This window comes from Psychroserpens sp. AS72, assembly GCF_038900375.1.
In the GTDB taxonomy this organism is placed as follows: domain Bacteria; phylum Bacteroidota; class Bacteroidia; order Flavobacteriales; family Flavobacteriaceae; genus Psychroserpens.
The window spans coordinates 337,685-351,843 of the sequence record NZ_JBBMRC010000002.1 but is presented as its reverse complement, the minus strand read 5'-3'; the positions used below and the strand labels follow the sequence as shown (position 1 = coordinate 351,843).

The 14,159-nt window shown below is 31.6% G+C and carries 15 protein-coding genes; 14 read left to right on the top strand and 1 reads right to left on the bottom strand.

Annotated elements, in window-relative coordinates:
- Positions 1–309: 309 nt before the first annotated feature.
- From WNY78_RS05115 to WNY78_RS05050, 14 genes are all read left to right on the top strand, one after another.
- Positions 310–888, top strand: a complete 579-nt coding sequence (locus tag WNY78_RS05115) for an RNA polymerase sigma factor (RefSeq protein ID WP_342872112.1) — start codon at positions 310–312, stop codon at positions 886–888.
- Positions 889–1,019: 131 nt separating this feature from the next.
- A complete protein-coding gene (locus WNY78_RS05110) occupies positions 1,020–1,334 on the top strand; it encodes a hypothetical protein (RefSeq protein ID WP_342872111.1) in 315 nt (104 codons plus the stop codon).
- Between the two features lie 2 nt (positions 1,335–1,336).
- Positions 1,337–1,795 (top strand): hypothetical protein, encoded by a 459-nt coding sequence (locus WNY78_RS05105; protein ID WP_342872110.1) that lies wholly within the window; start codon positions 1,337–1,339, stop codon positions 1,793–1,795.
- Between the two features lie 139 nt (positions 1,796–1,934).
- Entirely contained in the window at positions 1,935–2,222 is a 288-nt protein-coding gene (locus WNY78_RS05100; RefSeq protein WP_342872109.1) for an EF-hand domain-containing protein, read from the top strand.
- A gap of 129 nt (positions 2,223–2,351) precedes the next feature.
- Entirely contained in the window at positions 2,352–3,773 is a 1,422-nt protein-coding gene (locus WNY78_RS05095; RefSeq protein WP_342872108.1) for a CotH kinase family protein, read from the top strand.
- Between the two features lie 109 nt (positions 3,774–3,882).
- The gene (locus WNY78_RS05090) at positions 3,883–4,632 is read left to right on the top strand and encodes a hypothetical protein (protein WP_342872107.1); all 750 of its coding nucleotides are present in this window, start codon (positions 3,883–3,885) and stop codon (positions 4,630–4,632) included.
- Between the two features lie 63 nt (positions 4,633–4,695).
- Positions 4,696–5,232, top strand: coding sequence for an EF-hand domain-containing protein (locus WNY78_RS05085; RefSeq protein ID WP_342872106.1), 537 nt, complete (start codon positions 4,696–4,698; stop codon positions 5,230–5,232).
- 21 nt (positions 5,233–5,253) lie between these two features.
- A complete protein-coding gene (locus WNY78_RS05080) occupies positions 5,254–6,360 on the top strand; it encodes a YHYH protein (protein WP_342872105.1) in 1,107 nt (368 codons plus the stop codon).
- A gap of 74 nt (positions 6,361–6,434) precedes the next feature.
- Positions 6,435–7,532 carry a YHYH protein gene (locus WNY78_RS05075; protein WP_342872104.1) on the top strand — a complete coding sequence of 366 codons (1,098 nt, stop codon included), beginning with the start codon at positions 6,435–6,437 and terminating at the stop codon, positions 7,530–7,532.
- Between the two features lie 61 nt (positions 7,533–7,593).
- Positions 7,594–8,127, top strand: coding sequence for a toxin-antitoxin system YwqK family antitoxin (locus WNY78_RS05070; protein WP_342872103.1), 534 nt, complete (start codon positions 7,594–7,596; stop codon positions 8,125–8,127).
- Positions 8,105–8,770, top strand: coding sequence for an SCO family protein (locus WNY78_RS05065; RefSeq protein ID WP_342872102.1), 666 nt, complete (start codon positions 8,105–8,107; stop codon positions 8,768–8,770). Before WNY78_RS05070 ends, WNY78_RS05065 begins: the two co-directional genes overlap by 23 nt.
- Positions 8,771–8,905: 135 nt before the next feature.
- Entirely contained in the window at positions 8,906–11,218 is a 2,313-nt protein-coding gene (locus WNY78_RS05060; protein WP_342872101.1) for a CotH kinase family protein, read from the top strand.
- Between the two features lie 53 nt (positions 11,219–11,271).
- A complete protein-coding gene (locus WNY78_RS05055; protein ID WP_342872100.1) occupies positions 11,272–12,474 on the top strand; it encodes a YHYH protein in 1,203 nt (400 codons plus the stop codon).
- Positions 12,475–12,565: 91 nt separating this feature from the next.
- Complete coding sequence (locus WNY78_RS05050) at positions 12,566–13,678, top strand: oxidoreductase (protein ID WP_342872099.1); 1,113 nt, start codon at positions 12,566–12,568, stop codon at positions 13,676–13,678.
- 36 nt (positions 13,679–13,714) lie between these two features.
- Here the strand turns inward: WNY78_RS05050 and WNY78_RS05045 are convergent, their stop codons facing one another.
- Entirely contained in the window at positions 13,715–14,158 is a 444-nt protein-coding gene (locus WNY78_RS05045) for a hypothetical protein (RefSeq protein WP_342872098.1), read from the bottom strand.
- Position 14,159 lies beyond the last annotated feature (1 nt).

Below are 14,159 nucleotides of genomic sequence, written 5' to 3'. Positions count from 1 at the left end.
TAAGCATGCAAAGGTACATTAAAAGTTGATATATAGAAGACTCTAAAAAATGTTATATTGAACTTATCTTTACTTTTCCTTTTGCCTGCAAAATTTACATTATACACCATAATTTTATCGATTTTTATAACCGTAGCTAATGCTATGCTAATAAAAACTGTTTTTATTATGGCACAAAAGCTAAACTTTTCGGTTTAAAACAAAATGTAAAGATGAGTTTATTCAGAAAAAATAAATATAAATTTAGCGCAAGTTTTTATTTTAAACTGCATCTAAATACAATTATGGAATAACTAACTACCCATTTTTTTGACTGAAACCGAATTTATAGAAGAATTAAAACACAAAAGCACTGCTGCTTATAGCAAGCTTGTGGATGATTTTCAGCAAAAAGTATTTAGTACGTGTATTTCATTTGTGCCAAATAGAGAAGATGCTGAAGACATTGCACAAGAGGTTTTTGTTGAAGTTTTTAATTCTATAAAAAAATTTAAAGGCGATTCTAAATTGTCAACTTGGATTTATAGGATTACTACAAATAAGTGTTTAGAATTTATTAGGAAGAGAAATACTAAAAAACGATTTGCTTTTTTGCAATCCATTACTGGTAATGTCATCCCTTTTGATAAGACAGATTACTTTACGGAAATGAACCATCCTGGAATATTGTTAGAAAACAAAGAACTTAATGCTACTTTATTTAAAGCTATTAATGGTTTGCCTGAAAGTCAGTCTGTTGTGTTTACACTACATAAAATAGACGGAAAGAGTTATCAAGAAGTTGCTGAGATTACAAATAAGAGTTTGTCATCTGTAGAATCTATAATGTTTAGAGCAAAAAAGAATCTACAAAACGTATTAGAGAATTATTATAAAAAGGAACATTAGCGCAAGTTTTTTAAAACTTTTGCATCTAATATATTAGAATATGAAACGAGCATGTTCAAAATTTCACTGCTGATATAGAATGATTAATAGCGAACAGCATGTGTCCATAAAAAAACAATAAACATAAACACATGAAAACAAATGATGAAATGAATAAAAAAGTGAAAGCTACTTTAGATTCTATTGAGTCCATAAGTGAAGTTAAGGTGTCTCCTTTTTTTAAGGAAAATGTCATGCATAGAATTCGTAATGCTTCTGAAGACATTCAGGATGCAACTTGGTCATGGTTTACACCAAAATTACAAATGGCTACCTTAGTTTGTGTTGTCGTTTTAAATTTTATGGCATTTAATAATATACAAGAAACAACTTACGATACCAATGTGAGCAATTTTGCAGAGTCTTATGGATTATCTACAAGTACTGAATCCTCAATATTAAATTAATTATGAAAAGAAATAACATTTTATACCTCTTACTTATTGTTCTAATTATAATGAATGGGTTTTTCTTATTTAATTATTTAGGAAGACCTGGTCATAAAGGACCAAAAGAATCTGGGCATTTTATTGTAAAAGAATTAGGTTTCAACGCTACTCAGTTGCTACAATTTGAAGAATTAGAAACAAAGCATCATAATAAAATGAGAGGTGTTGGCGATGATATAAAAGTGGTTAAAGACGCGTTATTCAAAAAAATCACCGAAACCTCTATAAGCCAATCTACTGTTGATAGTTTAATTGTTGTGATTTCTGAAAAAGAACAACAGAAAGAGAAAGAGTTGTTTTCTAGATTGAGAAGTATATATGAGCTCTGCGATGAAGAACAGAAAGAACAATTTAGTGCAATAATTAAGAAGGCAAGAGAGTTTAATGATAGAGGACCAGAAATGCCGCCAAGACCTTAATAATAGAATTATATATTCTTTAAAATTTAAAAAGACCTTCAAAAAATGAAGGTCTTTTTTTGTGTTTTATTTAACAAAGATGACCACAAGTTCTTTCTTTTTATAACATCTAAAAGTATATAACATAAAATTTAAGAAGATGAAAAGTAACACATTAAAAACAGTAGTATTAATATTTGGTTTAGGATTATTTATGTCAAATTATTCTTTTGGGCAACAAGGTCGTCAAGAAAGAAAAGAACCTCCAACTTTTGAGCAGTTATTAAAAGAGATGGATAAAAACGAAGATGGTAAGCTTGCAAAAGATGAAGTTAAAGGACCTCTTAAAGATAGTTTTACTGAGATAGACACAAATGAAGATGGTTTTATTTCAGAAAAAGAACTGAAGGATGCTCCAAAGCCAGAACGTAAAAAAAGAAATAAATAAAATTTGATTGATTGGTTGATAGTTTGTTTGTTAAAGGCTTTGTGAGAAATCATGAAGCTTTTAATTAGCAAATGTTTCAAAATAATACAACTCACGAATAGCATTGATTATTAAAATAAAAATTTCAATATGAAAACAATTAAAAACAACATCAATACATTTTTTATCCTACTAGTTTTTGGTACATCATTATTAACTTTTAATGCATGTGCAAATGATGATGATTCTATTACCACTGAAGACGAAATTGAAGAAATTCTTGACACAGACTTTGAAGCTACAGATTGGACTTCGGAAACACACAGTAAAGATGCAGATCCAAATTTTGATGAAGTCTTTGAAGATAATGCAGTAAAAAGACTCGATATAGTTATAACAGAAGCACGTTGGCAAAATATGCTAGATGATATGACTGAGTTATATGGAACATTTGGAGTTGGTGGACAACCTGGCGGATTAACAGAAACTGACGATAACCCGATTTTTGTGCCTGCAGAAGTGTTTTATAATGGAGTAGAATGGTACAGAGTAGGTGTGCGTTTTAAAGGAAATTCTAGTTTACAAACAAGTTGGCAAAATGGGATTTTAAAATTATCATTCAAATTAGATTTTGATGAGTTTGAAGATGATTACCCTCAAATAGATAATCAGCGTTTTTACGGTTTTAAAAAATTAAGTCTTAAAAATAATTTTGACGATAAATCAATGTTACGCGAAAAAGTAGCGACAGATGTATTTAGAAATGCAGGATTAGCAGCTTCTCATACCGCTTTTTATACATTATATGTTGATCATGGTGATGGACCTCAATATTTTGGTTTATATACTTTAGTAGAAGAAGTTGATGATACAGTAATAGACGAACAGTTTTCAAGTGACGATGGTAATTTATACAAGCCAGATGGAGATGCAGCAAGTTTTGCAGCAGGTACTTATGATGAAGATGAATACGTAAAGAAAACGAATGAAGATGAGGCAGATTTTAGTGATGTGTCTAATTTATTAGCAATTATTAATGACGAAACAAGAATAACAGATGCTGCAGCTTGGAGAACAAGTTTAGATGCTGTTTTAGATACAGATGTGTTTTTAAAATATTTAGCTGTAAACACAGTAATTCAAAATTGGGATACCTATGGTAAAATGACGCATAATTATTTTCTATATAATAATCCTGAAACGAGCAAGTTAACTTGGATTCCTTGGGATAATAATGAAGCATTACAACTAGGGAAAATGGGTGGATCACTTCCTTTAGATTTTTCTGGGTTAAATGCTACGGAATGGCCTTTAATAGGACATGTGTATCAAGATGAGGTATACAAAACACAATACGATTTGTATGTTCAAGACGTGGTGGATGATACATTTAATGTTAGTACAATTCAGTCTTTATTTGCCACATATTCGTCTTTAATAGAACCTTATGCAACATCCGAAATTGATGGTTATACCTTTTTAAATAATAGTTCAGAATTTCAAATTGCTGTAAGCGAATTAAACTCGCACGTTGTCTCTCGTGCAGCTGAAGTAAGTGATTATTTAAATTAATAAAAAGAAGTTTTTTTTGATTGGTTAGTAATTAAAGGCTTCGTGAGCGATTGCAAAGCTTTTTTTTTAATCAGAATAGAAGCATTAAATGCTTTAAATGTTGTTAAGTATGAAAATATTCAGAAAAATTAGAAGAACATTACTAGCTTCAGGAAAAACTAAAAGCTATTGTATATATGCTTTTGGTGAAATTCTTTTAATTGTGATTGGAATCTTGATTGCTTGGAAGATTAATAGTTTAAATGAAATTAGAAAAAATAAAATAGTTGAATTAAAAATATATCAAACCTTAATACAAGAATTAGATGCAAATTCAAAAGTTTTAGACTCTTCAATAGTTAATTACACTAACAACTTGAAAACCATACGAACAACGATTAAAAGTATTGGTTTGATGCCTGAGGAATTTACTGATAAAATTAAAGTAGGCATTGTTAACGTTAATTATAAACCAATACAATTGCATAATGGAGCAATTAATTCAATTAACAGCACTAACAAATTTGAATTTATAGAAAGCGTTCTGTTAAAAGACTTGATTGCATCTTACCCAAATGAATTAGATAATTTTGAAACTCAAGAGACAAAAATTAAAGATATCGTAATTAATAGATTGCAGCCAGCAATAGAAAAACATGTGTCATTAATTGATATTCTTTCAGGTCGTGATTTGGAATATAAGAGAATTCAAAATTTTTTAGAAGAATCAAATTATGAGGAGCTGCTTAATAGTAGAGACTACCAAAATGCTTTAGTAGATAGACTTTTGCAAACCGAAACTCAATTAGCAATTGCCAAAAGTTTGAAAGAGAAAACACAAATTATGGCAGAAAAACTAAACAAGGAGTTAGGGAGTTAATTGTAGAAATATTGAAAAAATAAAAAACAAACAACAAGTTTTTAAATAATAACACATCTAAAGATGAAACACAAAACAATGAAAAATAATAACTTAAAAACTTCAATCACTATTTTTTCAATGCTACTATGCTTCGGTCTTTTTGCACAAGGACCTCCAGGAGGTGGACAAGGAGGAAGAGGCGGACAAGATAGATCTCAAAGAGAAAAACCGAGCGTTTCTAAAATCATGGAATTATTAGATACAAATAATGATAATAAAATTGATAAAGACGAGGCCTCACAAGATAAACGAGGGAAAATTTCAGAAGATTTTGATGAAATTGATGCTAATGCAGACGGTTTTGTTGATTATGAAGAACTTGATGCTTCATTAAATAATAGAAAACCAAAAGAAATTTCCGCAGAAAAAATAATTAAGCAAGTAGATGATAATGGTGATGGCACATTAAATGAATTAGAAGTTGCAGCAAAGGATAAACGACAACTTTTAAAAGAGTTTGAAAATATTGATACCAATAAGGATAATGAACTTGATTTAGAAGAGTTAAAAGCTTTTTATTCTAAAATGAATAATAAGAAAAGAAAACAAAGAGATTAGACTTAATAACTAAGATGTAAAATGAAAAATTTAAAACATATTATTGGTTTTGTAGCTTTAACAATAGTGCTAAGTTGCAATAGTCAGAAAAACACAACAGAGCATAGTCATGAAGAGCATTCACATGATGGTGAAATTTCGCACAGTCATAACGACTATTTTGGGTCATATGCTTTAAATGATAATGTTTATGGCACTAAAACCACTGTAACGGTTAAAGGAAATACTAGAACGATGGTAACAAACGCGTTGCCAAATCATAAAACTGGCGATTTTCCAAACCCAGGGAATCCCAATACTATTTTTGCTCAAAATAAAACCTATACGTTTCCTGTAACTCCAAAATATACAGGACAAGCGCAATGGATTAGAGAACCAGGAATCGCATTAAACGGGATTAAGTTTGAGCCAGGAACAGCTGAGGTCGTTATTTGTGACACAGGAGAAAATTATAGGGTAGAAGCTTTTCAAGACGTGATTGATTTAGGATTAGATTTTAATCATGCACATGTTCAGCCAACAGGAGCGTATCATTATCATGGTACACCAACTTCTGTAATTGAAAAATTTGATACTGGAGAAGATTTAATTCATGTTGGTTTTGCTCATGATGGTTTCCCTATGTATTACTCTAAAAGCGGAAAATACAAACCAAGCTACAAGTTGTTAGATGGAGACAGAGAAGGAGAAGATTGTACGTATACAACTCATAAAACCATAGATATTTCTGTTGGAGGACATCATGATGGTACTTATGGTTCAGATTTTGAATTTGTAGAAGGTTCTGGAGATTTAGATGAGTGCAACGGAATTACATTAAATGGAAATTACATGTATCTAGTAACTGCAGAGTTCCCTTATGTAAGTCGTTGTTTAATGGGTGAAGTTTCACAAGAACAACAAGGTCCACCAAGAGGAGAGCAAGAGCAAGGAGGTCGTCCAAATATTGATCAACTATTTGAACAAATGGATGAGAATAACGATGGTAAATTGTCACCAAAAGAAGTCAAAGGACCATTAGCTGATAATTTTTCAAAAGTTGATGCTAACAATGATGGGTACCTTACAAAAGAAGAATTAAAAAATACACCAAGACAACAAGGTCAAAGACCAGGTAGAAAAAAATAATTTTTAATCCTGCGCAAGTTTTTTTTAAAAACCACATCTATAGATATAACAATAACTAATTAATATAATAATAAATGAAAAACTATTTTAAAATTCTATTAGTGATTTTATCACTATCAACAGCATTTTATGCGTGTTCAAGTGACGATGATTCTGGTAATGGAGATACAGAGAATCAAGCACCTTCAACTTTTGCAGTTGTTGTGAGTTCAACTTCAGAAACTGGAGCTACTATAAACTGGACGCAAGCCACAGATGATGATGGAGATATAGTAACTTATACCGTAAATTTAGATGGATCAGAATTAGCTGCTAATTTATCCACTCAAACTTATACATTCTCTGGTTTAGATGCTTTGACATTATATTCAGGAACTGTTATAGCTTCAGATGGTAATGGAGGAAATACAACAGTATCTTTCAGTTTTACTACAAGTGACGAAACTATTCCAGCGACGCTACATTTAGCTTTTGCAGAATTCGATACTGATAACACAGATATCATGTTAAGCGGTTCTAATGTTGTGATAGAAACTAACGGTTTACCAAATCACACATCACCATACTGGTCTAATACAGTCTCAAGATCTATAACTGGTCCTAATGGCAATACAATGACAACAGTTTCAGATGCTAACCATCCTTTATGGGTAGAACCTACTGTAACATCATATGATCAAATGGCACCAGGAAATATAGACGATTTTAATGGTTCATATACATTGACAGTGTCTGCAAACCCTCAATTGGCTGCAAATTCTACTTCAACCGGTTTAGGCGCAATTGGTATTGCAATTTCTGGTTCTATGATTTATAATGATGAAGAAGGACCAAATGTACCTTTGGATAATGCAGTAGGTTCTTTAGATTATACAGCAGCTCATACAGGTCCACAAAGTTATCATTACCATTTAGAAACTAAAGCGTGGTCTAACGATGATGAGGAATTAATTGGGATTATTGCTGACGGATTTTTTATCTACGGAAGAAAATGTAACTCAACAGCTACATATCCAACAGATTTAGATGCGTCTGGAGGTCACACAAGTACAACACAACATAGTGATGGTGCATCAGAATATCACTACCACATTCAAAACGAATTATATTTAAACGCATATTATATTTTATTCCCAGGTGATTATCAAGGAACTCCAAGTAATATTCAATAATACATTCTTTTGTATAAGTATGTTGATCATTGTTTCCTGTCAAAAGGAAACACAGCAACCTATGGAGCTTGCAGAAGCTGCAATAAATACAACAGATTTTATAATAATTAATAAGAGTGCGTTAGAGTTGAAACCAAATTTAGGGTTGATGTTTTATAATAATCAACCCTTTACGGGTGTTTCTGAAATGTTTTATTCTGAAATGGTAAAAGCCGAAACCGTCGAGTATAAAAATGGCAAACGTCATGGACTCTACAGAAAATGGTTTAAAGATGGAACACTAAGTTTTGAAGCAACTTATAAAAACGGACTTCGAGAAGGTAGAGCAAGATCTTGGTGGAAAAACGGAAAATTACGTTCCGAAGCAAACTATAATAATGGTATCGTTAATGGCATCCAATTGCAATGGTATAAATCAGGAAACTTGTTTAAACAAATGACCATCCTTAATGGGAAAGAAGAAGGTTTACAAAAAGCTTGGAGAGATAACGGAAAAATTTATAATAACTACGAAGCAAAAAACGGACGCATTTTTGGATTAAAACGCGCGAGTCTATGCTTTCAATTAGAAGATGAAATTGTACAGAATAATTAGTTGTTTATTGGTTCTAATTTTGGTGTCTTGCAATGAGGCTCCAAAAAACGAAAAAAGTAGTCGAGTAGATACCTTACCGTATTATGCTGAGGCTACATTTACACCAAATTGGTTAGATGGAGAATCTAAAGAAATTAATGATTTTCATAAGATTCCATCATTTCGTTTAACAAATCAATTAGGAGAGACAGTCACTGAAAAAACATTTGAGGATAAAATCTATATAGCAGATTTCTTTTTTACAACATGTCCAGGCATTTGTCCTAAAATGACAGCAAATATGAAAGTGTTACAAGATGAGTTTTTAAAAGATAAAGACATTTTGTTGTTGTCACACTCGGTAACTCCAGAAACTGATTCTGTGCCAGCTCTAAAACAATACGCAGATAATAAAGGCATCATCAATAGTAAATGGCATTTGGTAACAGGAGATCGTAAACAAATTTATGATTTAGGTAGACAATCTTATTTTGCTGAAGAAGATTTAGGTCTTGAAAAAACAGATGATGACTTTCTTCATACCGAAAACTTTGTACTCATAGACCAAAATAGACACATAAGAGGAATTTACAACGGGTTAAACAAAACAGCTGTTCAACAATTAATAGCAGATGTAAAAACCCTTCAAAGAAAGATTGATTGATAGTATGTTTTTGATTTTTATGAAAAGCTTCATGATTATGTCATGGAGCTTTTCTATTTTTTTCCATTCTTACCACAAGTTTTTATAATAATGAGCATCTAAAGAAATAAGCAAATAATTAAAACCAATAATCAAATGAAAAAAATAATTACAATTTCACTTTTTCTACTTGCCATCTCAAAATTGTTTTCCCAAGATTTATATGATGTTAATACGATTCAAACTATTGAGATCGTTTTTGCACAAAGCAATTGGGATGCGCTTCTAGATGCAGAAAAAGCAGGAGATAATAATTACACAGAAGCTCAATCGGTAACGATTAACGGAACGATTTATAACCAAGTAGGTGTTAAGTATAAAGGAAACAGTTCTTATAATGCGAATCAAACAAAAAATCCATTTCATATAGAGTTAGATACTTATGTAGATCAGGATTATCAAGGTTATACAGATATCAAGCTGGCAAATGTGATGTTTGATCCTTCTTTTGTGAGAGAGACTGTTGCCTATAGTATTGTAAATCAGTATATGGATGCACCACAAGCAAACTATGCTAATGTTTATGTAAATGGGACTTTAATTGGGTTATATACAAACACAGAGTCTATCTCTAAAAAGTTTGTAAACAAACACTTTAACTCTAATGACAATGCTTTTTTTAGTTGTAGTCCGCCAGATGGTGCAGGACCTCAATCTACTAATTTGCCAAATTTAGCTTATTTAGGAACTAATAGTGCGAGTTATGATGATGCTTATGAAATTAAATCTGATGATGACACAGACCCAGCAGTTGCGGTTGCTCATTGGAATGATTTAATAGAGTTAACGAATATTTTAAACAACGATATCACAAATATCGAAACTGTTTTAGATGTGGATATGGCAATTTGGATGTTAGCATTTGATAATGTTATGGTGAATCTAGATAGCTATATTGGGCAATTTAAACAAAACTACTATTTGTATAAAGACAATAACGGTCAATTTAAACCTGTAGTGTGGGATTTGAATATGTCCTTCGGAACTTTCGCTATGACAGGTGAAGGTGGAGGTGGTCCTGGTCCTGGTGGAGGAGGTAATCTAAATACAACTACACAAAAAGCGCAATTAGATCATTTATTGCATGATACAAGTAGCGATTTTCCTTTAGTGTCTAAGTTGTTGACAGTGCCTAAGTACAAAAGAATGTATTTAGCACATTTTAAAACCATTTTAACTGAGAACATTAGTAATTCAAACTACTTAACTTTAGCTAACGATTATCAGGCTATAATTTCAGCAGCTGTTACTGCAGATACTAATAAGTTTTATACAGACGCTCAATTTACTGGAAATATAGATACAGATTATAGTTTAGGGATGAATACAGCTTCTGGTTTAACTAATTTGATGAATGAAAGAAGTTCATACTTATTAGCGCAATCAGATTTTACAAATACGCAGCCTTCTATAACTAATTTAGGGTCTTCTATTGCAGTACCAACTATTGGTGAAAATATTACAATGACTGCTAATGTTACAGATACAAATGATGTGTATTTAGGTTATAGAACAGACGAAACTGTTCCTTTTACAAAAGTTTTAATGTTTGATGATGGAGCACATAATGATGGAGCAGCAGGTGATAATATATACGGTGTTGAGGTAACTATAAATGATGCTTATATGCAATATTATATTTATGCTGAAAATAATAATATTGGAGCATTTTCGCCTGCAAGAGCAGAATATGAATTTTATACAATAGATGCCACTTACGCTACATTAAACGTTGGTGATTTAGTAATTAATGAAATTTTAGCATCTAACGATACTGGTGAAACAGATGAAGAAGGTGAATATGAAGATTGGATTGAATTGTATAATACAACTGATGCAACAATTAGTTTGGATAACTTGTATTTATCTGATGATGCAACAGATCCATTGGTTTATCAATTTCCTGCTGGAACAACTTTAGATGCTGATAGTTATTTAATTGTTTGGTGTGATAAAGATCCAGAACAAGGTGATTTTCATGCAGATTTTAAATTCTCCTCTGGTGGTGAAACAGCAATTTTATCGTATGCAGATGGAACCATTTTACAAAACATAACATTTGGAGAGCAAACTACAGATATGGCTTATGCTAGAAACCCTAATGGTACAGGAGATTTTGTAATTCAAACACCAACTTTTGGGTTTAATAATGAAACACTTTCTGTAGATGAGGTGCTTTTTAATAGCGGATTAAAATATTATCCAAATCCAACATCTAACTACCTTGAAATAGAAAATTCAAATTATGCAATTGAGTCTGTTGAAGTTTATAATTTACAAGGACAGCTATTGTATGACAATAATTTCTCTAACGAAAATGCAATAACTCTTGACTTTACCTCTTTTTCTAAGGGGTTATATATGGTTGTGGTGAATAATATTTCAGTATTGAAAATTGCAAAAAATTAACTAAAAATAATATTAAAAGATATTTTAATTTCTAAAACCTAAAAGACTTTTATATGGATAATTCAAAATTTTTTAGAATAGTTCTACTCTCATTTATATGTACTATGATAATGGTGAGTTGTAAACAGGTTACAAAATCTAGTGAAAATAATAATACTAATGAGTTTGAAGAAGAAAGACCTAGTGTTGCAGGATTATTATCTGAGATGGATACTAATAATGACGAGAAATTATCAAAGTCAGAGGTACATGGACCGTTGTTAAATGACTTTTCTAAAATAGATAAAAATGATGATGGTTTTCTTACTAAAGAAGAATTAGAAAGTGCACCTAGACTAGAAAGAATAGCGTCTGGAAATACGAATAGTAATAATAACGTTCAAAAAGATTTTGAAATTACTGTAAATGTTGATCCTTCGCTTTTTATAAAGGAGAGTATGTTAGAAGATATAACAAAAGAAGAACTTACACTTCCAAACGGTACCAAAGCGCTTTGTTATATCATTACAACAGCTTCTCGTCCTTTTGAGCATTCAATGGGACCTTGGTGTCCAACACATATAGAAGACGGTAAAGATCTAGGAGGTATTTGGTTTAACGATGGAAAAGTCTATGATGTAGATGGGCATTTTATTGCTAATCTAAAAGAGTTTTATTCTGATGATGAATGGGCTCTGTTTAGAGAAGATGGTACAGTAAAAGTTACAAAAACTCAAGAAGAATGTGAAGGTGCAGCTAAACCAGATGTTGATGAAGAATATCAAAACTATTGTGTAGAATGTTTGCCAGATTATTATAGAGAGAAAGTATCAACTTATGTTATACCAGTAAAACCTATGTATTTAGAAAATTCAAATGCTTTAGGTAGAAATGGAATTGGTATTGCATTTAATGGAGTTAATTTTGAAGCACCAGCACCAACGCACGCTATTCTTGCAGCTCATACACTTGCACCTTTAGATGATGCAGGAGGTCATGTTAATCCTCATGCAGGCTATCACTATCATGCAGTAACAGGTTCTACAAAAGAGATCGAACAAAAAGATATACATGCCGCAATGGTTGGCTATGCAATGGATGGCTTTGGAATCTATGCACACCAGGACAAAAACGGTAAGACTTATAATGATTTAGATGAATGTAATGGCCATTATGACGATGTTAGAGGTTATCATTACCATGCAGGAGATGCAGGAAGTAATCAGGTTTTGGGTTGTTTACATGGTGTTAGTGGATCAATGTCTGTTAAGGGATAAAAAATAATAATTTGAAATACTTTATTTTATAATTTGAAAGCTTTGTGATTATATCATGAAGCTTTTCTATTTTTATAGAAATTAGAAAATCATGAAAAAGATACTTGTAATTTTATTAGGACCAATGCTTCTTATCGGTTTAGGGAGTTGCGGATTGTTTAGAGCTAATACATTTAAGTATGAACCTGTTGTTAATGAGATTCCTACACTAGAAATAAAAATCTTAATGCAAGACTCTACTTTAAATGTGAGAGCTTTAGAGGTTGATCAAGCAGATACAGCTGTTTTTGCCACTTCAAATGGTGAGGTAGGTTTTATTTATACATCTAAATATTTAAGTTTAGATTATACAAATACAGAAACTTTAGAATGTCAAATTTTTTATGATTTTAATTATTCTAAAGATTCTGTACCCAATTTTAGGTCTGTTGCTAAAACTAAGAAACAATTTTTTGCATTAGCTATTGGTAGTCCAGCTACAATGTTTACTGCAGTAAATGATTCGATTTGGCCAATAGTTTATAGAGAAAACCATCCAAAAGCATTCTATGATTCTATGGAATTCTGGAACGACGATGAAGGCATCGCTATTGGTGATAGTACAGAGGGTTGTTTATCTGTGATTATTACAAGAGATGGTGGTAACACATGGACTAAATTAACTTGCGATCAATTACCAAAAGGAATTGAAGGAGAAGGTGCGTTTGCTGCTAGTGATACTAATATTGCAATTGTAGGAGACAAAACTTGGGTCGCTACCACTGCAGGAAGAATCTATTACTCAGATGATAAAGGAGTTACGTGGACAACTGTAAATACACCAATAGTTAAAGATAAAGAGACCGAAGGTATTTATTCTATAGATTTTTATGATGAGTATAATGGTTTTGGTATTGGTGGAGATTATACCAAACCAGCAGATAGCTCAGCAAATAAAATAAGAACCAAAGATGGTGGTAAAACATGGCAACTTGTTGCTCAAAACCAATCTCCAGGTTATAGAAGTTGTGTGCAATATGTACCAAACTCTAATGCTAAAGAATTAGTCGCTATTGGTTTTAAAGGCATTGATTACTCTAATGATGCTGGAAACTCTTGGACACATTTAAGTGATGAAGATTTTTATACTATCAGGTTTTTAAATGATAGTGTGGCTTATGCTGCAGGAAATAAGCGTATTGCTAAACTCTCATTTAAAAAATAAAAAAAGAAGCCAAATTGGCTTCTTTATATTTTAGGTTTAATTTTTCTTGTATTTTTCTTTTCGTTTTTGAAACTCTTCAAGCATTTGCTTCTTAAATTCATCTTCAGCAATTTTAAGCAAGATGATTTTTTTTGCAGGTATAGCTGTGAGTAGGCTTTCAATTAAATCTGCTTTAAGATTTTGTTGTTCTTTTTCAAAAGCTAAATAATCTATAAGTGCTTTTTTTGCTTCAGCTTCTGTAAGAGATTCTAATTTTAAGTTGTGTCGCTTTTCTCTAGCAGTATGACGCAGCATATCTTTTTCTTTGTCATAAGCATTGTAAATAGGCCAAAATTTTTGAGCCTCAGTCTCACTAAGTTCTAAACGCTCTGTAATAAAGGCTACTTTTAAAGCCTTAAAGCGCTCTCGCTTATCTTTATCTTGAGAATAAGATGTTAAGGTTATTATACAGACTAAAAGGGTTAATATTGTTTTTTTCATG